This is a genomic window from Pseudomonadota bacterium, from assembly GCA_026388315.1.
In the GTDB taxonomy this organism is placed as follows: Bacteria; Desulfobacterota; Syntrophorhabdia; order Syntrophorhabdales; family Syntrophorhabdaceae; genus MWEV01.
In genome coordinates this window covers 70,628-96,694 of record JAPLKA010000055.1, presented here as the reverse complement: position 1 = coordinate 96,694, position 26,067 = coordinate 70,628, and the positions used below count along the sequence as shown (strand labels likewise).

The following is a 26,067-nucleotide window of genomic DNA, read 5'->3' as shown; positions in this document are numbered from 1 at the left end:
ATAATATCATCTAAACACTTTTCGTCAAGATATTAAAATCACATAAACAAAAAAAGTGGGGGTTAATTTATAGGCGTTGCACGCATTGACTCTGCAGATAATCGAGTACTTCCATGAGGTTATTAAACAATGGGTGATCTTCTTTTTCGTTCCAGGCATTCCGCAAGCCGACCCTCACAATCCCCGCCTGCTTTGCCTTTTCGAGGGTAACAGGGCTATCGTCAACAATTGCCCAGCATTTATTAAAAAGGACGGTTTTATCGTAACTCAAGTGCACTTCATTAAATGAAAGATCGTTTATCATCAACCATTTCCGGGTAGCATCGAAGGTCCCCTTTTCTCTGTGGCTTGCAATGATGATATAAAATCCTTCTTCCTTTAAATGTGCAAGAAATGCCTTTGCATCGGGATAGGGGGTGAAGGCATCCTGTCTGGAATGAATATCCTTCAAAATCCCATAGAGGATCCTTTCCGAAACAAATCCCCTCCAGAAATCCCAGGCATACCATCCTGAGGGAGGAGGAATGTCCGGGTTGACATCATGCAATTTTTCATAGAAGACCGGCGCCAGATCCCAGAGTGTATTATCGATATCGACAATGATTTTCCGCATGGGGACTTATTATATACCTTTTTTCTTAAATACTCACGTTTTAATCCCGACAAACAACAATTTTCAGTGAATCTGCAACTACTTGAGATTGCTTTCCCCTCGTCTCGCTTCAACCTTCAGCCTGCCTCTTTTCCCCTTTCGACCGTATACACCTATGACGAAAAATATTTCAGGAAGATTGGAGGGTTGGATATTTTAAGGCCGTAGTTCAACTTATCGCGTTTCTTGGCTCCCATCAATTACCAGTCTTCTATTTTGTCGTTCACATTCAACTCGATAAACAACTTTTCATACTTGGTTTTCCATTCGATATCGCTTTCTGAAATTTTGGTATATCCCATTTTCAATATTTCGACCGCCTTCTTCTTTTTTCCAGCCAGGAAAGCTGTCGATCCAAGTTGATAGAGCTCGACCGGATTGGTGTCTGAGGCAAATGGATTAATGGCTTCCCCCGCGTATTCATATGCTCGGCGATAGAGCCTTTTTTCAATACTTATCAAGCTCATTTGTTTGTAAATACGTCTCTTTTCTTCGTTGTTAGCTCTCAGTAATGCTAATTGTAAATTATCCATTGCTTCTGAGGGCATATTCAATTTATGAAGCGATGCCGCTTTCAACGAATAGCCAACTGACACTTCGGGGAAATTTTTGATTATGGTATCTGCATGCTTGAGGGCTTGCCTGTAATTGCCTTCGCTGCTGCAAATTTCTCCCATAAGCTGGTTAGTCAGGAGACCATCCGGATAGACCTCAAGCAGTCGGGTTATTTCTTTGACTATCTCATTACGATCAGGGGCTTTTGCGATAGACTCCATCTTTCTTCCTGGAAATTCCCAAGGATCAACCGCTCTTAACTCGTAGGCAACAGCAAGTTCTGGCAGGAGATCCCTATTAATATAAAGTATCTCGGCTTCGTCAAAAAAAACTGGTCGATATTGTGGAAATCCTGATATCACCGTCCTGAACTCCCTGTTATGCTGTGGAACCGTAATGAAGGAAGGATTGTACTTGTCCAATACCTTCTTCAAAACCGGCTTGCTGGAGAAAAGGTTGAGGGCAGCGAACATATCCTTATCTGTAAAGAGGAAAGGAACTTCCATGTCCATGAATATCTTGCATTTAGGATACAGCATCCATTGAAGATAGCCACCATTATTGGGATGATTCAAGACATTGCCACCAACCGATACCTGATTCAGGAATGCTGCAATTCCCCGTGGCAGATTAATATGAGACACCGGGTACTGCGGCAGAACACGAAGACCGTGTTTCATAACTACGAATGGCAGAACTGTGATCAAAGATATGCCTAAGATATACATAACCTGTTTCCATCTGTCCGAGCGGGGGAAGGTAATTCGCGGAAAATTATCCATCAGAAGCGGCAACGACAGAAGCGCGAATTCATATTGGAATCTCAGTCCTCTCTGCATTAGATAAATCCCGCACACACACATAATAAAGTGACTTACTCTTATTTGTCGCTTCACCAAACACGTAAGAAAAGCAACAACTACCAACAGCAGCAATAAATTGAATACCGTCAAATCAGCGGACATTCCGCTGAACACCTTCAAGGAAAACAGATCCTGCACTGGTATGGCTCTGAGCTCTGTTATATACAGAGACGCGTAGTCTGTGGCGACGAAGGGCACACGCAACAGGCTTATACCGTATGGGTTAAGCAGGAGAAAAGTGGGCGAAACAGCTATAACTGCATGGTACAGAACTTCCCTTCTGGCTGGAATGGTCTTGGAATTTATGTGCGTAATTATGAACTCAGCAACATACGCAAATACAATCAGCAGGAGTACCGGGTATTCGATACCGTGCAGGTTGCCCCACAATACAATCAGAAAGGGCAAGATATAGGTGGCTTTCCGGAGCCGAAATTCGATAATATAAATGGTTGAGAGTATGAACAGATACGTGAACATATGCGGCCGTATAATATGAAACCGTCCCTGGAGAAACAGGAAATAAAGCACAAAGCAGGTCAATATATAGATATCTGAGTTGGCAGTTCTCGGTACCCTGGTCATATAGAAAAACACTATCAGGGCTACTCCGAGATAGAGTAGTGCCCGGACAGCTATCAGGCCATAATAACCTGATACGTCATAAACCTTAAATACCAGGACCTGAAACAACCAGAAATAATCTGTCCAGGGCCGCTCGGGTGAAATAAACGAGAAAAAATTATTACGAGGCAGTGAATTGGTTTCAAGTATATATCTTCCGCTATTGAGGTGGTACCACAAATCAGTATCAAGCGGGACAATAGGCAACCTCACAAAATAGTAGAATCCGCTCATTAGAAGGCTTCCGATAAAAAACACGTGATACCAGGTTAGACCGAAGATACACTCGGTACTGGCAAGCCGGACGAATCCCTTGACGCTTTGCAGTACAAAGCTTCTTTTGTTTTTGAACCACTCTATGAAATTTATTTTTTTATTGCTCATGTGGTTGGCACACAGGATGCTCGCCTTATGGCGTTCTGGCCCATGTTCCAAGAGCAGTGGCGTTGCCACCGGTACGCGTGAAGGTGTAGGTGGTACCACTGATTACGTTAGTCCAGGGACCGGCACCGGCAAATGTCACTCCCGTAACATTGGCGACCACATTAGCGCCGGTAAAGTTTGCAGCAGGAACCACACCGGTAAGCTGACCAGAAAACAGAATGTTTTCAGAACTCCGCAAAGCGGATAATATACCGTCGGCTGTCGCATCTTTCGCCTGGGTCTGCATGTTAATATACTGCGGAATTGCGACGGCCGCCAGGATGCCCAGGATGATGATGACTATGATAAGCTCAACAAGTGTAAATCCTCGTGTGTCCATTTTCTTCAGCTTCATCTCGAATACACCCACAATCTGTTCTCAAAAACTATTGTTTCAACGGCATTTGCTTCTATGCTTAGCATTGAGTGATGCACGGAGGCCGAATTGATCGTCCCGTACATCGTTCAATGCATGGTTTTAACCCCTTATGGCGTTCTGGCCCATGTTCCAGCTTCAGTGGCGTTGCCACCGGTACGTGTGAAGGTGTAGGTTACAGTACTGATTACGTTAGTCCAGGGACCTGTGCCGGCAAATGTCACTCCCGTAACATTGGCGACCACATTAGCACCGGTAAAGTTTGCAGCAGGAATCGTACCCACGAGCTGGCTTGCAAACAAAACGCTCTCTGCACCCTTTAAACCAGCTAAGATGCCGTCTGCCGCTGCATTTCTCGCCTGGGTCTGCATGTCAATGTACTTCGGGACTGCAACTGCTGCGAGGATACCAAGGATGATGATGACTATGATAAGCTCGATTAAGGTAAAACCTTTGTTGTTTCTTAATGTTTTCATATTTTATGCCTCCTTATTTTTTTCTTTCCGTCTTAAATTCCCTGAAACAATACAATCGTTGCCTTTTCTCACCTCCCTCAATGTCTTTATCATAAGAAAATGCTCCATTTAATATCCTTCCTGTTCCTTCCTGATAATCATGACAATGTACTTTGCAACCTTCATGCCACGTTCAGGACGTTGAGCGGATAGCGGATAGCCCCCGCCAAGCGAGCCCCCACTGCGTGAGGACAGGAACAGGCGTAGAGCTTAGAGCGGGGAGCGTATAGCATATAGCGGGAGTGTGGAGCTACAAAAATTGTAGCAAAGCAACAATTTAGCTCAGAGATCATAGCTGATAGCAAAGGTATTAAAACCATGAGCTATGAGACATAAACCATGAGTTATGAGTTATGAGCCATGCGGCAAGGATGAACTTGGAATTAATTTGACTTCCAGATGGCAACCAACAGCATGAGCATACTTTTTGAGGGTGGTCAGGGAAGGAGCATGCTTGCCCGCAGATTCCAGGCGTGAAACGGCGCTTTTAGTCGTCCCCATTAATTCTGCGACAGCTTCTTGGGTAAGGCCCGCTTTTGAACGCGCCGCAAGCATCTCACGGATAAGGGTGTACTCTTCTCCCAAATCTTCGTATATCTTCCTGAACCCTTCCCGCCTTTTGGCATTCTTGAGAAATACCTCGTGGTCATGGGAAATAGGTTGATATTTCAATTCAGCCATTCTGCACCTCTTTCATCCTTTTCCGGGCAATCCTCAAATCCTGCTCCGGGGTATTTTGTGTTTTCTTTACAAATGCATGGAGTATCACAACACGCTGGCCGGCAATAAAACAATACAACGCTCGACCAATGCCTTCCCTACCGCGTGGCCTCAACTCGAAAAGTCCGCCACCAATGGCACGTGAATGCGGCATATGTATATTAGGTCCGAACTCCATTAGCAACTCTACAATTCTCGCATAATCCGCCAATATACCGTCGGGCCAGCTTTCGATCTCAGCCTTGACACGCAAATGAAAATACTCAATAGAGTAGCTCATAGAATAAAGGTTAGCATATTTGCTAACAACCGTCAACTGAACTTTGGAATATTATGTAAACCATCAGCTATTCACTATTCACTGCATCTAAAATACCATACTTCTTTACCCGATACCACATGCTCCGCTCGGAGATCCCAAGGCGTTTTGCAGCCCTTACCTGGGAACCGTTTGTCTTTTTCAGTGCGTCAATGACCATTCTTTTTTCCAAGGCAGATATCGCATCATCGAGCAACGTATCGGAATATGCCTTCCCGTCAAGCCTGTAATCACCTTTTAAATGAAGAGGCAGATCGTCACGGGTAATCAGGTTTCCATCGCACATAATAGCTGCCCTCTTTATTGCATTTACAAGCTCTCTCACATTCCCGGGCCAGTCATATTCAAGAAGCAGATTCCATACGTCTTTTGAGATATTAAAGAATGTGCCTGCATCTTTTGAGATATTAACCAGATAACTGTCCATCAAAACAGATATGTCTTCTTTTCTTTCTCTCAATGGCGGGATCACAATATGAATCTGGGCAAGACGAAAATAAAGGTCCTCTCTGAACCTGCCTTCCTTCATCTCCTTTGCAAGCTCCTTGTTTGTAGTCGCTATGATCCTCGCATCGATTTTTCGTTTTTTGATATCACCAAGTCTTTCTATTTCTTTTGTTTCGATGACCCTCAACAATTTCGCCTGGAGATAGGGGCTCATCTCGCCTATCTCGTCCAGAATGATCGTCCCACCATCGGCTAGCTCAAATTTCCCCTGTTTCTGTTGTACTGCACCCGTGAAAGCGCCCTTTTCATATCCGAAAAGCTCACTTTCCAACAGATTATCCGGAATAGATGCACAATTTACCGTAATAAGTTTACCTTTTCGTTTCGATAAGGTATGAATCAGTTTTGCAATCTCCTCTTTGCCAACCCCGGTCTCGCCGGTAATGAGGACCGTGATATCCCTGTCGGCAAATCTTTCAACACTCCTGAAGATTTCCCGCATACCCGAAGATTTGCCCACAACCCCATGATATATGTAATCTTTCAGTTCTTCTTCCTTTGATAATTCCACTTCCTTTATTAATTTTCTCGTACCCAAGGTTCTCTTCACAACAATCTTGAGTTCATCAAGGGCAATGGGCTTTATAAAAAAATCCGTGGCGCCGCGCTGGATTGCCTCCATGGCGTTTTTCTTTGTTCCATAAGCTGTAATAATGACAATCGGAGTGTCTGTCTTCTTTTTAATTTCATCAATCGCTGAAAGACCGTCAATACCGGGGAGGTTTATGTCCATAATGATTAGGCTGATATCATTTGCTACGGTGAGGAATGCATCCTCATACGATTCAAAAGACAGAGGGGTATAGCCTTCCCCTTTGAGAGCCTCTTCGAGGAAAAACCTCACACCGGGATCATCTTCAATAATTACAATCTTTTCGTTCATATCTCTCCAAAATAATAGGGGTCGAGGGTTCAAGTGAAAACAAATCCGTGATTCGTTAGAGGCCGTAATTCGTGATCGGAAATCTGAAAATGAATTGCTCGTTTCGCCGTTTCGCCGATTCGCCGATTCGGTTCTTTCCTTCCACTTTTCACCTGTCCCCAGGTAGCTGTATCGTAAACATCGTGCCCCCTTCCCCGCTTTCGACCTTGATATCCCCACCATGTAATTTAACATTTCTCATGGCAATGAATAAGCCCAACCCCTTGCCACCCTTCTTCTTTGTAAAAAAGGGCTTGAATATTGAGTCAAGGTCGTTTTCATCTATGGATGAGCTTTTATTAAAGACAGATATTGTTACAGGGTCACTAAAATCTGTTTTCACTCTTACAAAACCACCGCTCTTTTCATATTCAAAGGCGTTTTTAATAATATTGTGTATAGCCTGAAATAATTTGTTCGAATCTCCAACAAATAATACAGCATCTCCTTTTTCAAATTCAAACTCTACTTCCTTAAAATCCCTGCTTACCGCTTTTATTACCTCTTCCACTATCCTGTTTATATCAACTTCATCCGTTTCAAGCTCGGCATCGGTAAAATCAAGGAGTTCTTTCGTAAATACGTCTATCTTCCTGGCGGCATCCAAAATAGCGTCTGCATATGCTTTAGTCTCAGAACCTTCCATCTTCTCTTTTAAAAGCTCACTCATACCGGTAATTGTACTCAGGGGGTTCCTTACTTCATGCGCAACCATAAGTGACATATAGCCCAGCGGAAGCAGGTAATCAAGTCTCTCTATCCCTTCAATGACATTTGTTTTGTCTCCGCGTTTTCCTGTTTCTTCTGATTTCACAAGTTCTATTAATCTTTCAATCAATTGATATATCTCTATCATCTGCCCACGTTCAGACTTCTTCCCCTGAAATCGCACAAGCTGTTCGGCACGGGTAAGCAATTCTTTAAGGGGTTGAGTCACCGCAAGAACCACAAATAATGAACAGAGAGAAGCAAAGAGCGATACGGAGATAATCCAGATATAGTCTGTCCTGGGATTTGTATAAAAACTTCTTGCTGTAACCGCAGCAAGGATACTGGTAAGAAAAACTACCACAGGTATAATAGTGTTTAAACTGTAGCGTAAATTCTTCGGGTCTTTAAAAAACTTTTTCAACCACCACCCTTTAATGCCCCCATCATATTCCACCATGGCATGAAAATAGCGAGCGCCATGAACAACACCATAATAGAAAGCCCTGCTGTCATAATAGGTTCTATCCATGCCGAAAGCCTGGTTACCGAATAGGTAATCTCCCTGTCGTAGTGTATGGATACTTCCCGCAGCATTTCTTCAAGTCCACCTGTCTCCTCACCTGTCGAAACAAGATGCAGGACAAGGGGAGGGAAAATTTGCGCCTCCTTCATGGGTTTTGTAATACCTTTTCCTTTTTCAACCTTTCCGCTTATCTCGTCGATCTTCTTTGCTATAAATTCGTTCCCTACTGTTTTTGATACTATCGCTAATGTTTGAACAATGGGGAGACCTGCTCTGACGAGGTTTTCCAGCATAAATGCAAACCTGTTCATACATATTTTAAGGATAATGGGACCGATGATGGGAACTTTTAACTTCAGCCTGTCAATAGTCATAGCGCCCTGCTTCGTCCTTTTATAAAAGATAAAGGCTGCCACGGTTGCGATAAATAATACTATTACAGGCAGGGTATACTCCTGGGCTATATCACTCATAAACAGGAGAAGCCTTGTGGGCAGGGGAAGCGCAACCTTTGCACTTTTGAAAATGTCTGCAAATTTAGGCACTACAAATTTGATGAGCACAACAAATGCGCCTACAAGTGTAATGATGACAAACATAGGATATCGCATGGCTGATTTCAGCATCTCCTTGGTCTTCATCTGAAACTCAAGGACACCCGAAAGGCGCTCAAATACCTCCTCAAGGGAACCGCTCACTTCTCCCGCCCGTATCATGCTCACATAGATTTCAGGGAATACGTTTTTATGTTTTGCAAGTGAATCAGAGAAGCTCTGCCCTCTGTCAATGTCCTGATAAACGTTTTTAATTGCCTCTTTCAGCCTCGAGTTTGTCGTTTGCTCTTCAAGCGCCTTGAGACCGGAAATAAGCGGGATGCCTGCCCTGACAACCGTCTGGAGTTGCCGTGTAAAAAATATCAGGTCATCATACTTCACCTTATTGAATATGGCAAAGTTTGTGTTGATAGAGGATGATGCGCCCTTCTTTTCTTCAGAAGCAGAAATTGGAAAAAGACCCATTGTATCAAGCTGCGTATAGATGGCCCTTTTATTTTCACCATCCATCACACCAGTTATCAAAGCGCCCTTTTCGTCCCGTGCCTTATAGGCAAATTTCGCCATATCTTATAAACCGTCGTAGTTCGTACTTCGTCGTTCGTACTTCGTTAAGAGCCTTTCTCGATGTACGATGTACGGCATTTTCTCAATTCACCTGCGTTACATTCAACGCTTCTTCCAATGTGGTACGGCCAAGACGAACCTTCTCCATGGCATCATCATACATTAACATCATGCCCTTATCCATGGCTATTTTTCTTATTGCATCGCTGGATATCTTTGTCAAAACGAGCTCCCTGATATCGTCGTCCATGACAAGCACCTCGTATACACCGGTCCTTCCTTTGTATCCCGTATACTTGCATACAGGACATCCTTTCCCCTTGTAGAGCACCGCATCCGGACCAATGTTCAATTTCTCACGGACTGCCTGTATGGGGTGATAGGCTGTTTTACATTCTTCGCAAATTTTTCGAAGGAGCCTCTGACCTATGACACATGAAACAGATGATGCAACGAGAAAAGGTTCGACCCCCATTTCCACGAGTCTCGATACAGCGCCCGGCGCATCATTGGTGTGCAGGGTAGACAGGACAAGATGACCGGTAAGCGCAGAGTGGATTGCGATTGTTGCTGTTTCTTTGTCACGGATTTCACCGACCATGATAATATCCGGGTCCTGACGCAATATGGACCTTAAACCGGATTCAAAGGTAAGACCTGCCCTCGGATTAATCTGTGCCTGGGCAAGCCCGTCAAGGGTATACTCAACAGGGTCTTCAACGGTAATTATATTTTTTTCAGGAGAATTCAGATGGTTTAAAATGGCATATAAGGTTGTAGATTTACCACTTCCCGTAGGTCCCGTTGAAAGGATAAATCCATAAGGTTTTTGAATTACCATTTTTATTTTTTCCTCATCATGGGGAAGGAATCCCAGCTTCTCTATACCGTAAAGGGCTGCACTCTTGTCAAGAAGCCTTAAAACTGCCTTTTCTCCATGAATAGTGGGAAAGGTGGAGACCCTCAACCCTACTTCCTTTGAGCCTTCCCTGATATTAAATCTACCGTCCTGCGGGATCCTTGTCTTTGCAATGTCCATTCCGGCAAGTATCTTTATCCTTGAGATAATGGGGAGAAACATCTTTTTTTCAGGTGACGGCACCTCCCTCAATTTCCCATCTATCCTCATCCTCACCCTCATCCGCTTCTCCTGAGGTTCTACATGGATGTCACTGGCGCCGTCGTTCAACGCCTGGGCAAGAAGGCTGTTTACAAACCTTACGACAGGTTCTTCCTGTGCCATATTTACAGATATAAGTTCTTCTTTGTCCTCATCTTCTTCTTTTACCAAAGTAAGGTCTTCGCCCTCTCTCATCTTTTCAAGGGTCTCTTCCACAAGAGTCTTTAAACCATAATACTTTTCGAGGGCGCGCTTCATCTCAGCATCTGTGACAATACAGGGCTCAACCTCCATTTTTACCGCCCTTGCAACTTCGTCCATGGCATTAATGTCAAGGGGGTCAACCATGGCAAGTCTTAATACATTAAACCGCCTCTCAATGGGCAGCACCATATGGTTTTTCACAAGCTCCTGCGGGAGCAATTTTAGAAGTTCCTCGGGTATCTCTTTGTTGTCGAGATTAACAATGGGTATATGGAGCTGTTGACTTATTATATCGAGGATCTCTTTCGCAGACAAAAACCCAAGTTTAATAATAACTTTCCCGAGCTTTTCACCGTACTTTTTCTGCTCGGTGAGGGCCCTGAGAAGGTCATCCTCAGATAATTTGTTTGCGTCTAATAAAATTTCACCTAATCGTTTTCTGATTCGTTGAATCACCTTTCCTCCTCCCGCTGTACAATCTTCCTGTTTGCAAGCTCATTGAGGCCCTGCTCCATCGTATGCATCCCATATTCCCTCCCCATTTCAATGGCAGGATATATCTGCTGGGTTTTGCCCTCTCTTATCATACTCCGTATGGCCGGTGTTGCAATAAGAATCTCTGTGGTTGGTATCCTCCCCTTCATGTCTATCCTTTTTATAAGCTTCTGTGTAACCACAGCCTGGAGTGTTATGGAGAGTTGCGAACGTATCTGTGATTGCTGGTAAGGCGGAAAGATATCAATAATCCTGTCTATCGTTTGCGATGCACTTGTTGTATGCAGCGTTGAAAACACAAGGTGCCCGGTCTCAGCCGCCGTAATAGCCGCCTGCATGGTTTCTAAATCCCTTATTTCGCCGATAAGGATAACATCGGGGTCCTGCCGTAAAACATGCCTCAGGGCGCTTGCAAAGGATTGCGTATCACCCCCCACTTCCCGTTGCGATATAATGCTCTTTTTCGGTTTGTACACATATTCAATAGGGTCTTCTACCGTTACGATATGGAGGGGCTGTTCCTGGTTAATCACATCAATCATTGCGGCGAGCGTTGTCGATTTTCCACTCCCTGTCGGGCCCGTAACAAGGATCAGTCCGTTTTGTTTTTTAATAAGTTCCCTTAAAATCTTTGGAAGATTCAGGTCCTCCAGCTTCGGTATCTTCATCGGTACATGACGTATCGAAAATGCGATGGAGCCCATTTGAAAATATAAGTTAAACCTGAAGCGGGCCTCGCCTCCAAGCTCATAGGCGAAATCATACTCTTTTTCATCCATAAACCTGTTTCTTTTGTTTTCATCCTTCACTGTATCGTTCAGGATAGCCATGAGACTGTTCTCGGTAAGGGGCTCCCTGTTCAGGTAAACAAGGTCACCGTGGACCCTCATCGCGGGAGGGATACCTTTTATGAGGTGTAAATCCGATGCCTTTATTTCAATCATGGTATACAGCATGTCAATTATATTCATCGCAACCCCTATACAAAATATATGTTTGTAAACACAATCTCCCTGATATCGTCTTCGAAGAGCAGCATATAGTATTTCAACATTGTTCCGGCATACGGTTTTGGAACCGGTATTACCAGGGAATGCCAGTCATGGTCATTCATTAGTTTTGCAGGCTCATTCGGCATCTCAATCGCCTCTTTCTCCTTCGTAAATAACTTCATACTAAAATTATAAGAGTTTTTCCCCAACTTAACATCTAATATTTTATAGGTAAGGCTAAAAAGTGATTTTACGGAAAAAGGTTCTTTCCTTCCGTTTACAATCGTGTAATCAACGATAAAGTGGAGGTCACTTTTTGAACGCCCGCTATCCCTGAAAACCAGACCTAAGGGGGTATTGATCAGGTTGCCGGATGAATCAAAATAACTCAGGTTCTTCCTGCTGCAATCAGCTTCATAGAGAACCGTCTCTTTCTGAATATTGAAAAACCCCTCTCCACCGAATAATTCCTTCTGTGATGAGGTCTTTTCGATAACCTTTTCGATAAAACCTTTTTCCTTTGACGAATACTCAATTGCATCTGACACATTAATCAGGTTTTTTTCATAGAGTTCGAGAAGCGCATTATTCATTGTCACCATACCCTCATACTTCGATATGTCCATAACCGGGGGTATCTGGTGAATCCTCCCCTCCCTGATGAGATTTTTCACAGACTGGGTATTTATTAATACCTCACAGGCACAAATGAATCTCTTTTCATCGATGTTTCTCAACAGCCTCTGGGATACTATGCCTATAAGCACATTGGCTATTTGGTTTCTAATTTGTTTTTTTCCGCCCTGGAATCCCCCCGTCTCCCCGAAAAAATCTATAATCCTTTGAATGGTTTGAACAGCACTGGATGTATGCAGCGCCGCCAGAGTCAGGTGTCCTGTCTCAGCGATTTCGAGCACTGCTTTCATGGCATGCCCATCCCTTATATCACCGACGACAACCACATCGGGGTCTTCCCTGAGCACCCTTTTCAATGCCTCATCATATGACCTCGTATCCCTTCCAACCTCCCTCTGACTCACGATGGATTTTTCCGGTTTGTGAATGAATTCAATAAGGTCTTCAATGGTAACGATATGACAGACCCTCTGCTGATTAATGAGGTCAACCATAGCTGCAAGGGTTGTTGATTTTCCGCTCCCTGCAGAGCCGGTGATAAGAATAAGGCCATGATTAAACGTTGTGAATTTCTTTAATATTGCCGGAAGTCCGAGGCTATCGAAATGGGGAATTTCATACGGGATTGGCCGCAAAACAATGCCGATACCCCCATGCTTAAAAAATGCGCTTATCCTGAAGCGTCCTAATCCCTCGATTGTATGGCTATAATCAAGTTCCTTCTGCGCTTTAAATGTTTCGTACTGCCATTTTGTAGTAGTGGTCTGGAGGATGCCGTCTATCTCATCATCGTCCAATTCTGCGCCACCGAGTCCCACAACCCCGCCTCTGTTGGCAAGGGGCGAAAAACCCGAAAAGAGGAAGATACTCTTTGCCCCCTGTGAAGCGCCTCTCTCAACGATTTGCTGTAGCTTGATTTTCCTCAAGTATCTTTAACCTGTTAACGACTGTGTTTCTTTCTTTCCTGTTACCCCCGGCATTAAGGTAATACCTGTAGTATTTTATCGCATCGCTATACTTCCCTATCTCATCCTTTATAATTGCCAGAGACAGATAGACAGATGCGTCTTTTACAGGTCTTTTAATTAATGATTCCAACAAGTTAGATGCTTCGTCATACCTTTTCTCGCCCCTTAGAATAGCAGTAAGATTTATATAAGGCTCTACCTTGTCCCTGTCCATCTCGATAGATTTCTCAAAATATTCTTCAGCAACCTTGGTGTCTCCTGTTTTCATCATAACAAGCCCGATGTTATTATATGCCTTTGCATAATCCTTCTTGTATCCCAGGCATTTTCTGAAGTTAAGCAGGGCCTCTTTCGTGTTACCCTCCCTCATGGCTATGACACCGAGGTTGTTGAGGGCTTCAACATAATCAGGCTTTTCTTCAAGGATGCTCAGATATAATCCCTTTGCAATCTCCAACCTGCCGATCTTTGTCTCTTCGATTGCCTCGTTGAAGGTATTCATGATTTTTTCGTCATCAACCTTCTTTACCGCTACCCGTGTATCTTCTTGAGGTAACATCGTTTTCTGAGTATCCGGTGCCTGTCTCGGCGCGGCCTTCCGTTTAGGGACATAGGCAGCAACAACTTTTTTCCCGGCTTCAGGCTGTTTTTTCAATTGTGAAGGCTGGAAGTCCGTAACCTTTTTATCTTGGGTTGAGGCGACAGGATATGTGGGAACGCTTATATTAGTCTCGTTTTTTGCCGGAACTTCGGCCTTAGCCGGAGAGACTACCGGCTGCAATCCCCCCTCGCCCCCCTTTCCCCCGCTTTGCGAGGACAGGTGTAAAGGGGGGGATTGGGGGGGATTGGGGACAGCAACGGTAACGGGCTGGCTCTTTACTGCAGCGGTTTGTACCTGTACCTGTTTTTTCTGAAAAGGGAAAAACAAAACAATGAGAATAAGACATACAAGGCCGCCTGCAACTCCGTAGAAGGTCCATTTTTTTTTGTCGAGGGACCCAGTTGTACTCAGCTTGGGAAACCCCATTTGTGTAATCTTTTTTCTCTCTTCCTGCGCCCTCTTTAATGCATCGAGGATAATGCTCATTTCCTATCCCCGCTGTATATAATCCTCGGCGTCAGGAGTACTACCAACTCAACTTTTGTTGATGTTTCTTCTGTATATGAAAACAACTTGCCAAAAAGCGGGATCGACATGAGTCCCGGTATCCCCTTAACATCATTTTTCTTGTAATCCTGTAAAAGACCTCCAATGATAACCGTGTCACCGTCTTTCATCTTGACCATCGTATCCGTCTCCCGCACATCGAGGACAGGGACCGAGGTATATGTAGTAGGGCCTACTCCGGTATTGATCGGTTGTAGAACTTCACTTACCTTGTTGGTAAGCATTGGATGGATATTCAGGATGATATTCCCGATGTCATCTATCTGGGGAATAACGTCCAGTATGAGGCCTACGTTAATAAACCTGGGGGTGTAAGTAACTGTAGGCGTGGCTGCTCCCGAACCGGTGCTCTGCTGGACATCGAAGTAGACATCCTGCTTTGCAACCTTGATGACTGCCCTCTGGTTATTCATGGTAACAATCTTGGGGCTGGATACGATATTTATTGTTCCCTGGGTTTTCAGAAGTTCAACAAAGGTATTGTTTATGTCCAAGTGTTGACCGCCTACAAAAAAGGCAAAAAACGGCGAATCTGTGGCGGTTTGAGCCCCGCCCGGCAGGACTATGGGGGATCTCAATTGTTGACCCACATTTATGGTATAATCCCATAATTTGCCATTAAGAAGCTGCCAGTTGATACCCTCCTTGTACCCATCGTTCAACTGAACTTCCACGATTTTGGCCTCGATCATTACCTGCCTGTGTACTATTGCCTCGATGCCCTCAAGAAATCTAACCACTGACTTCACGTTCTTGGGGTAATCGGTGACAACTACCATATTCGCCTGGTTATTCACAAATACTGTGCCCTCTTTGGAATTAAGCTTTTTAACATTCTCCTCAAGGATTTTCCAGATATCTGAGTCCGTTTCACTCCTCAGAATAACGGTACTCCCTGAAGCACCGGCTCCGGCGGCTCCTGTCCCGGAGGTAGTTGACGTTCCTCCCGTTGGAGCTGCGCCCCCTCCCGTTGATGTTCCTCCTGTATTCCCGAACACAGTGCTGAAACCTGTCTTTCTCAACGCTAAGTAGTTGATGGGAAAAATCTTTGTCTCAAGTTTGGGTTTTGAAACATATGCTGTTCTACCTTCTATCTTATAGCTGAATTCCAATGGCTCGACAATATATTCAAGCGCCTTTTCAAGTGTCACATCCTTCAAATCAACCGTGCATTCGCCTTCCACATCCGGTTCTATTACCATATTGTAATTTGTCTGTTTGGCAATGGCACGCAGTACATCCTTCACATCGGCTTCTCTTAAAGAAAAGGAATAAAGCTCCTTTGGCTTAATAATTTCTATCTTCTTTTCCTGCTCCACTGATGCGCTTACAGGACTGGCGATATCCAAGGACTGGCTCACAGGGGACGGGGTATCTTTTGCCTTCTCCGTGTGGGTACAGGAGACAAAAATACACAACAATGCAATAAAACAACAGAGCTTTTTCATCACTTTCCCCTCTTTTTTACTTTTATCTCAATATCTGTTGCCGGTGTTTCTTCAATCGTGATTACCCTTTTCACACCTTTTTTAATAAGGACAACCGTATCATCGCCTATTTCCTGAACTTTTTCACTACCAATCATATCGCCTTTTTTAACAACTTCATTGTCAATAATAGCAACTTTCCCGTTCCTTCCTTTGATAATTGCAACAAGCCTGGCAGACCCTTTTGATTGTTGTTCGTTAAGCCTTTCCTCAACGTACCCAGGAAAAGCAAAAGGGTCTCTCCCCCATGCCGCATCATTCAGCTTAGCATAAACCTGCGCCCGGAGCTTCGGATTCTCTGCCCCCGCGGCTGGTTGCGGAGCACCAAGAAGCGTTTGCAGAGCGCCAGGCACGCCTGTTGCAGCGCCCTGCGGCTGTGCAGGGACAGCCTGGCCCGCCTGTGGTTTCGGCGCCGGAACAGGCGGGGGGTTTTTCCCGGAAAATACAAAGAGATAGAGAATAATACCGACTGCAAATACAAGGGTAAAAATAACCGGTTTACTTACCTTCAAGGACACCCGACCTCCTTGCTGTAAATTCTACCGCAAATTTTCCCGTTAGAGCAGGATATTCCTTTTCATCGTATGATATTTTTGCTTTTAAAATCCCTCTATAGACCTTTCTATCCTCCAGATCATCGAGAAACTTCCCCATATTTATGTATTTGCCCTTCAGGCCGATTTCAAAAACCGGGTGTACGAGCAATAACCCGGGTCTGCTTTCAAGTGATGAAAAATTACTGCTAAAGCTGCTCAGGGATACTGCCTCTTTTCTTATATCCTTAAGTAATCCGATCATAAAATCCGGGAATTCGTCGATCGTAGGTAATTGCATCTGTAGTTCAATGATTGACGATTTAACCTGTTCTTTCCGCTTTTTTACATCGATGGCGTCTCTGATATTCACTTCAATTTTTTGTTCTTCCTGCTTCAGATTCGAAAGTTCTTTCTCTTTCTGTTTTATCTTTGCCGAAAATGGCATATAGAAAATAAAAACCCATAAAACAATAATCATCACAGGCACTACAAGCCAAACATAGAACATCTTGAATTTAAATTTCATACATCATACACCGTGCGGTCAGCATAAACTCCAAAACCTTTTGCCCCTTGATATCCTTTATCTCTTTTTGGGCAATATCAACGTTATACAAAAAACCCATTTTCTGTAATCTGACCAATATATTCATCAGGGCAGTTTCCGCTAAATCGACATCACCATAAATATATCCCATTATTTTTATACCATAATCTTTTTCGGATGCCTCGGCAGCCTTCTTGGCAGCCATCGCAGCAGCAGCATCTTTCTGGGGATCGCCGGTCAGGGCTTCTTTGAAAACCCCTGGCATTCCTTCTTTAATGGTCTTCTCTGATTTGAGTAATGCTTCCTTTATTGGATCCTTCGGAATACCTGCAATTATCTTGTTATATCTGTCAAACTCTAATTCTTTCAAATGTATGTTTTCCGGTAACGTTACAGATAGATATTTCATCAAGGCAATAAATGTGACATCTTTCTTTTTGATTTCATTTTGAATTGCCATAAACTCATTGTACTGGGTACCCGTCGCTGCCAAATTCGAGAATGTAACATACTGCTTCTTTTTTCCATCAATGACAGTTTTCTCTGCCTGAAGGGAAATATTTGCATGGTTCATTTTGTTCAAGATATTCAAAGAAAATACAATCAGCACCGAAACCATTGCAACCGTCCCGATCCTGATCCATTTACTGTAAATCTCCTGCTTAACCTGTGCCTTGATCTCTTCGGGCAGCAAATTGATAAGGCCTTCATGGTGGGCACAGAGAATATAAGACGGTAAATACTCATCATCAATGTCAACCGGAGGACGCAACACATCTATCTCTTCTATCAAAGACTCTGCCAGTTTACTGGAAAAACCGGGAATTTTTGCCCCTCCACCGGTGATAAACGCCTTCCTTACCGGTTTTTCCGGGTACCTCTGGCTGTATACACTGAAAGTCCTTTGAATCTCCCCTGACAGCCTTTCAAGGGGGACACTTAAAGCAACGAGGGCTTCATCGTGAAATCCAAAATCACGTTTATACTTCTCGGCATCATCATAAGGAAGGTTCAGGCCACTCATAAGGGCATCAGTAAAGCTCTCGGAGGCAGTCATTATATCCCTTACAAAGCACAACTCCCGGTTATAAAAGATATAAATACCGGACTGTCTGCCGCCAACATCGATAACGGCAACAGAATTCTTGTCGTCCTTCTCCATAACCGGTGCAAAGGTAAAGGCAATATCCGTCAGTAGACTGACCCTCTGAAAACCTGCCTGGTTGATAACAGACAGGATATTATCGACATCCGTCTTTTGAATACCCGTAAAGAGCACTTCCTGCTTTTTTGTACCCCTTTCGTCAACCTCACCAAGCATTGAAAATTCATAGATCATCTCTTCAAGGGGCGTGGACAACACCTTTGATACGGACCAGTTAAGGGCATCCTTCAGCTCATTCTTCGGAAGTATTGGTATTGTAAAAATCCGTTTTTGTATATCCTGCGAGGTAAGGCCTATCGAGACTTCAAGCTCATTGCCTTCTTTTATTACAATATCGTCTAAGATTTCTGCTAAGTTAGCATAATCACCGGTGTAGGGATAACTCCCCTTTGAGATGATAGTCCCTCTCTCTTTCTTGCCTCTCCATCGCAGGTACTTAACGCTGACTGTTCCTATATCTATGCCAAGCTGATCCAAATTGGTTAAACTCCAGGTGCTATTAGTTTAAGCTTCGGAAAATATGTTCTGTATCGCGTATCATCCCTTGTGAGCAACGACATCCCAGTTACAGCAGCATGAGCGCCGATGTAGAAATCCGGTAGAGGAGCATGTTTTTCTCCTCCCTTTCTGCGATAGTCGATAAAACACTTTCCTGTCAGAAATGCCGCCTCCCATGGAAGCTGATCCCTCCTGTAATATTCCGGCGACAACGCTTCTTCGAGGTCTTCAATATTTTTAAAACAAATCGATATTTCAGCGTAAATAATCGGATTAATAACAAGAATATTATCATTTGCACAATAGGCTAATGTGTCTGATGACCATTGAAACCACTTTTTGTCCTCTGTCACAACATCGAGGATAACATTGCTGTCCACAAGGATTTCCAAGCTTAGCCCCTTGTTAATTCCATAATCTCATCGGTAGTCATTTTTATTGTACCCTTCCCGCGCATTCTTTCAACAATATTTTTTCCCCGTCCGTGGTTTTCTTTCGTTTTTATCAGACGCAGCTCTTTTCCGGTAATTTTAAATACGACCTCGGTCTGGGGCAATAGCCCTAATTGCTCTCTGATTTCAATCGGTATTGTTACCTGTCCTTTTGACGTTATTTTCATAGGTATTCCTCCTTACTACTCTTACCGCTTTGTCAAACCCCTATTTTGCCGCCCGCTTGCGCTCGACAAATGCGGACAGGAGTGGACAACTTCTGATGAGTAATCTTTAAATTTTCACTCTGCCCGAAGGGCATGGAGTATATCGGGTGCAAGGTCGGCAGCCGATATAAAATACCGTCCAGCTTTTGTCCGCTCTTGTCTGTGGCAAAAAAGTTTTTCATGATTTTTTACATTACCACTCTTACTATTACTATTCTTACCAGAATTTTAAAAATATTCAAGGAAAAACGCATAGGTATGGAGAATAATCACATCAAACATAAAAACATATTCCTTAAGGGTTTTTCAAAACATCGTAGGTGCCAACTTTCCGGAGAATATAGGTGTCTTCTGCGATTTGAAAAGTGAAGCGATATGACATGGTGACCCTGCATTCCCAAATGTCCCGAGGGTCTTGCATCTTCTTTAAATTCAAAGAGGGGTGTTTTGGATTGGATAATAAAAGCTCCAATTGTTTATCTGTTATTTGTTGGATATCCTGGGGCAATTTACGGTAATTCCTGATGAAGTTTTTAGTAAAGAGCAGCTTCATATTTTGGCAGTTTTCAGGGCATTCAAAGCATCTCCAATATTATCAAAAGGACCTATTGTGTTACCCTCGGCAATATCCTTGTCAGCCTCAGCCTCGCCTGCCTGCCATTCTTTAGTGTGGAAATAGGCTTCATCCGGGTGAATCATTTTAACCGGCTTAAGCACTAATTCGTTATTGTGCTCCCCAATTTCTAAATAGTCACCTTCGGCAATTTTAAATTTTTTCCTGATGTCATTAGGGATTGTAATTTGAGAATGCCTTTTTACCTTAACTAAAGACATAATTTTACCTCCTATAATTATTAATTTATGAATTTATTAAATTCATAATATCATATGTAGAATAAAAGTCAAGGCTTTGGTTAACAGAATAAATTCGAAAACTCTCTGTCATAAAAACGCATTCCTTTGCACTTCCGGTGGTTCGCTTCCGGATGCTTTTGTTAATAGGAACAAGACGAGCCAAAGGTTTCCCAGACTTTGCAATAACAACTTCTTCGCAGGTTCGGTTCTTCCCTCTTGCTCACACCTGAGGGGGCTTTTTCTTCTCAGGCGCAGGTTCCGGGGCAATCGGTATCCGCAGTTCCACTAAAGCACAGAAAACATGCAGAAGGTCGGGCTTTGTGTATTTTGCAATACCCATTTCAATGCGTGATTCAAAGGATCGTAAGCTTTCAATCTGCTTCTTCATAGGTATGGGCTTTGTAACACCTGGGGCTGGCTTGACCTTCTTGTATGCTGTGAGCAGATTGCTCAGGGTGGCATTGGTTACAGGTTTTTGTATGACTGTGGTGAAGATGTTCATAAGATCGGGACAATCGAGGTTTGCAGCGAAAAGATACCCCTGGGAAACGGGGAGATTTCCTGATCGGATTTCGGCCTGAATCTCAGGAGAAAGTTTCAGCAGTGATAGCCCGTTGAACAGCGTCTTTGTTGACTTTCCGGAGATTTGAAGAGCAGTCGCAACAGTTGCGACGAAATTTGTCTGACACAAGTTCGGGTTTTCTATCGTATTTTATTAAGTCGCTCATTACCCCATCTACATCATATCCCTTGTCGGGATGTTTCGCCTGAATATATGCCAATATCCCCTTTGCCTGATCCATTGGATTAAAGTCTTCCCGCTGGAGATTCTCAGTCAACTGGAAGGCAAGGATTTCATCCTTCTGAGTTACTGCATCGATGACCCGAACGGGGATGGATGGGAGTCCAAGCTTCTGTGCGGCAAGATAACGGCGTTCTCCGCAGAGGAGCAGGTATTTGCCGTCTTTCGGTGTTACAAGGACAGGCTTAAGATACCCCGGTCTTTAATGGACTCCATAAGGGCCTTGAAGGAATCACTCTCCGTATCAATCCCTGAGCGAATCTGTTCTTCCACAATAATACTTTCCAGAGGCAGGTACAAAAACTCCGGACTTTCAACCTTTTTCTGTGCAATCATTCTTTATCCTCCTTGTTTAGTGAACAGTGAACAGTCGTTAGTCAAAAACCTATCCACTTTAATACCCTTACTTTGTCGTTCGTCGTTCGTACGTAGTACATCGTTTAAAAACACTAAGTACTTATGTACGATGTACGATGTACGGTTTCACTATCTTCATCACTATTCACTGTTACCACTCCCCGGTTAGGAACAGGGGCTTACGGTTTGAATGTGATTCTGAATTTCCTTACATCCGCAATCTGAGTGGCAGCGCCGGTAGCCACTGTCCACCCGAAAAGGAATTTATTGAATGCGGTATTGTATGTTGAATCAAGTGTAATTGTCCTTTCCAGAAAGGGACCATAGGAACCATACTCAGTCCACACGACTGTGCCATCAGTGCGCGTTGCCCCTGAGCCGGTTGGCCAGGCAGGTTCTGTACTACCGCTCGTACCAGCCGTTGTACAGATATAATGATGCCCATTTGCAGTTGTAGGAGGGTAAACAACTGTACCCACAGAGTAAGCTGTCGATTTAGACCAGGACATATCATAATCGAGAGATACATTGCCAAAAACATCGTTCGTGTACATGTCACAATTTGCCGTCCCATCGGTGCAGGTTTTAATCCATGACCTGATTGTGTAAGTTTGGGTGCCGGAATTGCGAACCACCTCCATCCTGTAAGCGTATTTGGGGTTCACCGTAGAGGAGTTACCTGTGTCTGCCAGCCAAGTCGTCGGGTTGGTAGGGCTTGTGTAGTAACTGTTGCTTGATGTTGTGTTCGTCGGACCGGTGCCGCTACTGTTCCCTGTATTTCCTCCGGTGCCGGCAGTATGTTTGTTGTCATCGTAGGTACAAGAGTTCGTAACGAAATTAATGGCGCCGTTTTCCTGCCATCTTACATTATTGTCCCACGGTGATATCCAGTTAGTTGTTGTGCTCCAACTGGGCTCACTTCCGGAGCTTTTTCCTTTGTTTGAACCACTACCCTGAACATCGTAAACCTTGTAGCGATGTCCATTCCGTGCTGTGGGCACAACCCGGTCAAGAGGGGTCAGTGTGTATTGCTGGCTTGGCCTCCATGTATACTCTGTCCATGTAATGGTATTGTCGGACCGCGTTGCCCCCTGGGTCGATGGCCATGTCGGTTGTGTTGCACTGCTCGTCCCAGCACTTGATCGGTACAGGTAGGTATTACCCCCTGTTGTTCCGTAGACAACTGTATTAGCCAGAAAAGAAAATGAGCTCAACCATCTGGTGTAATAATCCTGACAGCTTATCCTGTTATTATCCCCCCAGAAGATATATGCCATGTGCTCGTTTGAAGGGTCGTCGCACCTGCTTCCCGCACCACAGGGATCAGAGGGAGGAGAGCAACCTCCGGGGTTTGGATAAATATCAAACTCAACGGCAAATTTTGGCGGTTGCAAACCGTTTCCGGTGCCACCCCTGAATGCATTGATATATCCACTGCCGTCGTATAAACGCGAATCACCACCATACGCCATGAGTTCTCCCATGTTAGTATCGCCTCCGATAGAGCTCACAGTGTTGCTGGCGCCATTGATGATTGCAAAGGTAAATCCGTCACCTGTTGAACCGGTGGCAAACTGAAAAACAAAATAGGCCCTGAAACCGGTTCTAAAATCACAACTCCCCGAAACACAATTCCCGGCAGTGCTATTCCCGCCATACCATATAGCGCCATAGGTTTCCGTTGCCCCCTCCCCCTGGCCAAGGCTTATTACGCCGGTTGTCGCATTCACTACAATCGCCTGACCGGATTGCGACTCCATCGGGACAAAACTGGCCGCCATGTCTGCAGGACTATCAAAATTTACATCACCTGACGAGGACGAAGCTGCATAGGTGGCAAAATTTGTCAGGGTCACCACCCGACTCATGTTGTTAAAGGTGCCGGTAGAGGTCAGGATTTCATTTGGGGATGTACCGCTTATTACCGTCGAGAAGGTGCCGCCTCCAAAAGATATATTTGTAAGGTTGTTTACCAACGTAAGGAGACCTTTATTTGGATTACTCGTATCTTGTACCCACGCTATAGTACATTCAATACCCACATTGGCAATCTCATAGGCTTTGAAGCTATTCAGCGCAAAGGGATAACTTTTCTGCTTCGACGACATAATTGTGGCAACCCCTCCGCCTATAAGGGCCATGCCAAGCATGATTACAATCAGCACAACAAGGGAAACGCCTCTATTATTAAAAAACGTCTGCATAGTTCCCCCCAAAGCCCGATGGTGACGGGATATTTTTCGGGCATACCACTGTCTGGTATTCAGTTTCAGTACCCGTACCCCTCCGAAGTGTTATGAAATAACAGTTTGCAACAGGACTTGTCACGGTAAAAACATTCACATTGTCGCCCATGAGTATACTGCCTGAGATGTTTCCGGTTCTGTTCAATTGGGTTCCCGAGAGGCTGTACGAGATTGTGGTGCTTGTATCTCCTCCTGTCGCCAACGCAGAACTCGGTATCTGGAAAGAAAGGGGGCTTGTTGAGGTAACTGTTGTGGCATCCCTAAGCTCCCTTGATATCCTTTCAATGATATATACTGCTTCTTGGTGCATGTTTCTCCGGTCTCTCATCTGCGTGTATGTGCTCACATAATTTCCAAAAAAGGCAAAGGTAAAAACACCCAATATGCCAAGGACTACGATTGTTATTATCATTTCTATCAAGGTAAATCCTTTATTCATTTTAGAAGGCATGATTGGTGACCATCCCCGTTGACGTATAGGTGTTGCTTTGTGGAGCCGGAGTCGTTACTGTCACTACAATTTGTATGTAGGGTGCTGCAGGGACAGAAGCGCTAAAGGTGGTTCCATTAAACGAACGAAACGATGGCGTCCAGGCACAGGTTGTGTTTATATTCCACCCTGCCGGGGCGCTTACGCCAATAGCAGCACATGTAGGAGGGGCTGCTATATCTAATGCAAGCTGGGTATACCCTCTTTTTGTAGCAAGTTCCATGGTCTGTTCGGCAAGGAGCATTCCCCTTGTATAGTCTTCGGGTTGTGTCCCCTGTTTCATGGCAGAGGAAAATGCTATATAGGTAGCAGGGAGGAATATCCCGGCAATGATGATGAAAATAATAAGTTCGATGAGGGTAAAACCTTTGTTCGTGGGACGTGGGACGTGGGACGTTTTTGATGATTTTCCCTCGACCCTTGAACCCTTGAACCCTTGAACCCTTGTTTCTTGGCCCCTTGGCCCCTTGGCCCCTCGACCCCTTGAACTGTGAATCGGCCGTAATTCGTAATTGGTAATTGGTTTTTTTCTACTATTCACTATTCACCATTCACTATTCACTGCTTTTCATGAAGTCACCACCTTCCCTGTTATACGATAAACGGTGATTGTGTGTCCCCCTAATGTGAGAGTGAGGTTCGATCCCCCCGTCAACTCACCTAAGGAGTTAAAGGCAAACGTCACGGTAGTACCCGCTGACGTACCACTGGGAAGAGTTTTTGTCTCAATCGTTACGCCGCTGTTGTTTTGTATCGTGTAGGTTGCAGAACCGCTGGTAAATACAATACTCCTGTTGCTCCTGTTTCCAAGCGCGAGCATCTGTACATACTGAATATCGGCAACCGCCTGGTCAACGGCCGTAATGTTGGCAGTCTGGGACGGGGTAAGCGATATTTTTACTGCAATTGCGGCAACAAGAATACCGGCAAGGATGATAACGATGATTAATTCAATGAGGGTAAAGCCTTTATGATTGAGCGGAGAGCGGAGAGCGGAGAGCGGAGAGTTATATCCTTTTTGCTTTTTACTCTTTGCCCTTTGCTCTCTGCCCTCTGCTGGTTTCATATCCACTGCCTTCAACCTTTCCACGCAGGCTAAAGCCTGCGGCTGCCATGCACTATTCACTGTTCACTATTCACTGCCTTTATCTGCTGAACCATTTATACTTGAGTATGGTAAATACCGCCTTTACCCCGTCTTTCCAGGTAATCTTCTTGCCTTCCTCGTAACTCCTTCCATAATAGGAGATGGGAACTTCATAGACGACACAGCCTTTTCTCGCAACCTTGGCGGTAATTTCAGGCTCGAACCCGAACCTGTTTGATTTGATCTCGATTCCTTGAAAAACCTCTCTTTTGAAGACTTTGTAGCCGGTCTCCATATCGGTAAGGTTTAAATCGGTAGCCATATTGGAAATTAAGGTAATGAGCATATTGCCCACATAGTGCCAGAAATAGTGCACCCTGTGGGTACCCCCCAGGAACCTTGAACCATATACAACATCAGCCTTGCCCTCAAGGATGGGTTCAAGCAACGTCGGGTAATCCTTGGGGTCATATTCAAGGTCTGCATCCTGAACAAGAATAATATCTCCACTGGCAACATTAACGCCAGTCCTTACCGCACCGCCCTTTCCCATATTTTTTTCGTGGAAGATGACCTTCACTTCGTTCACGTGATGGGTGATGGGTGATGGGCCTGCCCCGGAGTGCTTTTGTCCGAGGTGATGGGTAATGGGTTTCTCTTCGCTCCCTGCTCTCTGCTCTCTGCTCCCTGCTCTCTGCTCTTCTTCGCCGATACGCCGATACGCCGGTTCGCCGGTTCGGTCTTGCGGCGTCTCCAACTGTGAACTGAGCCACTCTCTCGTTCCATCCGTTGACCCGTCATCGACAATGATAATTTCCTTATCATAAGGCGCATCCATAACCCTCCGGACGACTTCCTCGATAAAATTTCTCTCATTATATGCAGGAATTATGATGGAAAGCATCATACAGGAACATTATACATA

Annotated in this window: 26 protein-coding genes and 1 pseudogene; all 27 read right to left on the bottom strand. The window is 44.4% G+C overall.

The features are described 5' to 3' along the window. Positions 1-67 precede the first annotated feature (67 nt). The gene (locus tag NTX75_08055) at positions 68-613 is read right to left on the bottom strand and encodes a hypothetical protein (GenBank protein ID MCX5816179.1); all 546 of its coding nucleotides are present in this window, start codon (positions 611-613) and stop codon (positions 68-70) included. A 239-nt stretch (positions 614-852) separates the two neighbouring features. Then, positions 853-3,078 (bottom strand): tetratricopeptide repeat protein, encoded by a 2,226-nt coding sequence (locus NTX75_08050; GenBank protein ID MCX5816178.1) that lies wholly within the window; start codon positions 3,076-3,078, stop codon positions 853-855. Between the two features lie 25 nt (positions 3,079-3,103). Further along, positions 3,104-3,487: a prepilin-type N-terminal cleavage/methylation domain-containing protein gene (locus NTX75_08045; protein ID MCX5816177.1), complete on the bottom strand. Its 384-nt coding sequence runs from the start codon at positions 3,485-3,487 to the stop codon at positions 3,104-3,106. Between the two features lie 347 nt (positions 3,488-3,834). Further along, positions 3,835-3,969, bottom strand: a pseudogene (locus NTX75_08040) (prepilin-type N-terminal cleavage/methylation domain-containing protein). A gap of 390 nt (positions 3,970-4,359) precedes the next feature. Then, positions 4,360-4,689 carry a helix-turn-helix transcriptional regulator gene (locus NTX75_08035; GenBank protein MCX5816176.1) on the bottom strand — a complete coding sequence of 110 codons (330 nt, stop codon included), beginning with the start codon at positions 4,687-4,689 and terminating at the stop codon, positions 4,360-4,362. After that, entirely contained in the window at positions 4,682-5,008 is a 327-nt protein-coding gene (locus tag NTX75_08030) for a type II toxin-antitoxin system RelE/ParE family toxin (GenBank protein MCX5816175.1), read from the bottom strand. The genes NTX75_08035 and NTX75_08030 overlap by 8 nt, the downstream gene beginning before the upstream one ends. A 67-nt stretch (positions 5,009-5,075) precedes the next feature. Further along, a complete protein-coding gene (locus NTX75_08025; GenBank protein ID MCX5816174.1) occupies positions 5,076-6,437 on the bottom strand; it encodes a sigma-54 dependent transcriptional regulator in 1,362 nt (453 codons plus the stop codon). A gap of 148 nt (positions 6,438-6,585) precedes the next feature. Next, positions 6,586-7,608, bottom strand: a complete 1,023-nt coding sequence (locus tag NTX75_08020) for a HAMP domain-containing sensor histidine kinase (GenBank protein ID MCX5816173.1) — start codon at positions 7,606-7,608, stop codon at positions 6,586-6,588. Next, complete coding sequence (locus NTX75_08015) at positions 7,605-8,831, bottom strand: type II secretion system F family protein (GenBank protein ID MCX5816172.1); 1,227 nt, start codon at positions 8,829-8,831, stop codon at positions 7,605-7,607. Before NTX75_08015 ends, NTX75_08020 begins: the two co-directional genes overlap by 4 nt. 82 nt (positions 8,832-8,913) lie before the next feature. Then, positions 8,914-10,611 carry an ATPase, T2SS/T4P/T4SS family gene (locus tag NTX75_08010; GenBank protein ID MCX5816171.1) on the bottom strand — a complete coding sequence of 566 codons (1,698 nt, stop codon included), beginning with the start codon at positions 10,609-10,611 and terminating at the stop codon, positions 8,914-8,916. After that, the gene (locus tag NTX75_08005) at positions 10,608-11,621 is read right to left on the bottom strand and encodes a type IV pilus twitching motility protein PilT (protein MCX5816170.1); all 1,014 of its coding nucleotides are present in this window, start codon (positions 11,619-11,621) and stop codon (positions 10,608-10,610) included. The genes NTX75_08010 and NTX75_08005 overlap by 4 nt, the downstream gene beginning before the upstream one ends. A gap of 8 nt (positions 11,622-11,629) precedes the next feature. Next, positions 11,630-13,204 (bottom strand): PilT/PilU family type 4a pilus ATPase, encoded by a 1,575-nt coding sequence (locus NTX75_08000; GenBank protein ID MCX5816169.1) that lies wholly within the window; start codon positions 13,202-13,204, stop codon positions 11,630-11,632. Next, on the bottom strand, positions 13,173-14,333 hold the full coding sequence (locus NTX75_07995; protein ID MCX5816168.1) for a tetratricopeptide repeat protein: 1,161 nt from the start codon (positions 14,331-14,333) through the stop codon (positions 13,173-13,175). The genes NTX75_08000 and NTX75_07995 overlap by 32 nt, the downstream gene beginning before the upstream one ends. Further along, entirely contained in the window at positions 14,330-15,862 is a 1,533-nt protein-coding gene (locus NTX75_07990; protein ID MCX5816167.1) for a secretin N-terminal domain-containing protein, read from the bottom strand. Before NTX75_07990 ends, NTX75_07995 begins: the two co-directional genes overlap by 4 nt. Further along, the gene (locus NTX75_07985; protein ID MCX5816166.1) at positions 15,862-16,413 is read right to left on the bottom strand and encodes a hypothetical protein; all 552 of its coding nucleotides are present in this window, start codon (positions 16,411-16,413) and stop codon (positions 15,862-15,864) included. Before NTX75_07985 ends, NTX75_07990 begins: the two co-directional genes overlap by 1 nt. Then, positions 16,400-16,963: a type 4a pilus biogenesis protein PilO gene (pilO, locus tag NTX75_07980; protein MCX5816165.1), complete on the bottom strand. Its 564-nt coding sequence runs from the start codon at positions 16,961-16,963 to the stop codon at positions 16,400-16,402. The genes NTX75_07985 and pilO overlap by 14 nt, the downstream gene beginning before the upstream one ends. Further along, entirely contained in the window at positions 16,953-18,626 is a 1,674-nt protein-coding gene (gene pilM, locus NTX75_07975; GenBank protein ID MCX5816164.1) for a pilus assembly protein PilM, read from the bottom strand. Before pilM ends, pilO begins: the two co-directional genes overlap by 11 nt. A 5-nt stretch (positions 18,627-18,631) precedes the next feature. Then, positions 18,632-19,039 (bottom strand): type II toxin-antitoxin system VapC family toxin, encoded by a 408-nt coding sequence (locus tag NTX75_07970; GenBank protein ID MCX5816163.1) that lies wholly within the window; start codon positions 19,037-19,039, stop codon positions 18,632-18,634. A 2-nt stretch (positions 19,040-19,041) separates the two neighbouring features. After that, positions 19,042-19,266: an AbrB/MazE/SpoVT family DNA-binding domain-containing protein gene (locus NTX75_07965; GenBank protein ID MCX5816162.1), complete on the bottom strand. Its 225-nt coding sequence runs from the start codon at positions 19,264-19,266 to the stop codon at positions 19,042-19,044. A 588-nt stretch (positions 19,267-19,854) separates the two neighbouring features. Further along, entirely contained in the window at positions 19,855-20,139 is a 285-nt protein-coding gene (locus tag NTX75_07960) for an AbrB/MazE/SpoVT family DNA-binding domain-containing protein (GenBank protein ID MCX5816161.1), read from the bottom strand. Between the two features lie 241 nt (positions 20,140-20,380). Further along, a complete protein-coding gene (locus tag NTX75_07955; GenBank protein MCX5816160.1) occupies positions 20,381-20,851 on the bottom strand; it encodes a hypothetical protein in 471 nt (156 codons plus the stop codon). Positions 20,852-21,133: 282 nt separating this feature from the next. Continuing rightward, complete coding sequence (locus tag NTX75_07950) at positions 21,134-21,298, bottom strand: hypothetical protein (protein ID MCX5816159.1); 165 nt, start codon at positions 21,296-21,298, stop codon at positions 21,134-21,136. Between the two features lie 200 nt (positions 21,299-21,498). Next, positions 21,499-23,523: a hypothetical protein gene (locus NTX75_07945; protein ID MCX5816158.1), complete on the bottom strand. Its 2,025-nt coding sequence runs from the start codon at positions 23,521-23,523 to the stop codon at positions 21,499-21,501. Beyond that, positions 23,507-24,016: a type II secretion system protein gene (locus NTX75_07940; protein ID MCX5816157.1), complete on the bottom strand. Its 510-nt coding sequence runs from the start codon at positions 24,014-24,016 to the stop codon at positions 23,507-23,509. Before NTX75_07940 ends, NTX75_07945 begins: the two co-directional genes overlap by 17 nt. Beyond that, positions 24,006-24,596: a prepilin-type N-terminal cleavage/methylation domain-containing protein gene (locus NTX75_07935; GenBank protein MCX5816156.1), complete on the bottom strand. Its 591-nt coding sequence runs from the start codon at positions 24,594-24,596 to the stop codon at positions 24,006-24,008. The genes NTX75_07940 and NTX75_07935 overlap by 11 nt, the downstream gene beginning before the upstream one ends. A gap of 27 nt (positions 24,597-24,623) precedes the next feature. After that, positions 24,624-25,181, bottom strand: coding sequence for a prepilin-type N-terminal cleavage/methylation domain-containing protein (locus tag NTX75_07930; protein MCX5816155.1), 558 nt, complete (start codon positions 25,179-25,181; stop codon positions 24,624-24,626). A 19-nt stretch (positions 25,182-25,200) separates the two neighbouring features. Beyond that, on the bottom strand, positions 25,201-26,049 hold the full coding sequence (locus tag NTX75_07925) for a glycosyltransferase family 2 protein (protein MCX5816154.1): 849 nt from the start codon (positions 26,047-26,049) through the stop codon (positions 25,201-25,203). Positions 26,050-26,067: the final 18 nt, after the last annotated feature.

Coding starts and splice junctions, on each gene's coding strand:
- NTX75_08055 (MCX5816179.1), bottom strand. CDS start 613: ATGCGGAAAATCATTGTCGATATCGATAATACACTCTGGGATCTGGCG.
- NTX75_07925 (MCX5816154.1), bottom strand. CDS start 26,049: ATGATGCTTTCCATCATAATTCCTGCATATAATGAGAGAAATTTTATC.
- NTX75_08050 (MCX5816178.1), bottom strand. CDS start 3,078: ATGAGCAATAAAAAAATAAATTTCATAGAGTGGTTCAAAAACAAAAGA.
- NTX75_08015 (MCX5816172.1), bottom strand. CDS start 8,831: ATGGCGAAATTTGCCTATAAGGCACGGGACGAAAAGGGCGCTTTGATA.
- pilO (MCX5816165.1), bottom strand. CDS start 16,963: ATGAAATTTAAATTCAAGATGTTCTATGTTTGGCTTGTAGTGCCTGTG.
- NTX75_08030 (MCX5816175.1), bottom strand. CDS start 5,008: ATGAGCTACTCTATTGAGTATTTTCATTTGCGTGTCAAGGCTGAGATC.
- NTX75_08005 (MCX5816170.1), bottom strand. CDS start 11,621: ATGAATATAATTGACATGCTGTATACCATGATTGAAATAAAGGCATCG.
- NTX75_07950 (MCX5816159.1), bottom strand. CDS start 21,298: ATGATTGCACAGAAAAAGGTTGAAAGTCCGGAGTTTTTGTACCTGCCT.
- NTX75_07945 (MCX5816158.1), bottom strand. CDS start 23,523: ATGCAGACGTTTTTTAATAATAGAGGCGTTTCCCTTGTTGTGCTGATT.
- NTX75_07990 (MCX5816167.1), bottom strand. CDS start 15,862: ATGAAAAAGCTCTGTTGTTTTATTGCATTGTTGTGTATTTTTGTCTCC.
- NTX75_07960 (MCX5816161.1), bottom strand. CDS start 20,139: ATGTCTTTAGTTAAGGTAAAAAGGCATTCTCAAATTACAATCCCTAAT.
- NTX75_07940 (MCX5816157.1), bottom strand. CDS start 24,016: ATGCCTTCTAAAATGAATAAAGGATTTACCTTGATAGAAATGATAATA.
- NTX75_08025 (MCX5816174.1), bottom strand. CDS start 6,437: ATGAACGAAAAGATTGTAATTATTGAAGATGATCCCGGTGTGAGGTTT.
- NTX75_08035 (MCX5816176.1), bottom strand. CDS start 4,689: ATGGCTGAATTGAAATATCAACCTATTTCCCATGACCACGAGGTATTT.
- NTX75_07965 (MCX5816162.1), bottom strand. CDS start 19,266: ATGAAAATAACGTCAAAAGGACAGGTAACAATACCGATTGAAATCAGA.
- NTX75_07995 (MCX5816168.1), bottom strand. CDS start 14,333: ATGAGCATTATCCTCGATGCATTAAAGAGGGCGCAGGAAGAGAGAAAA.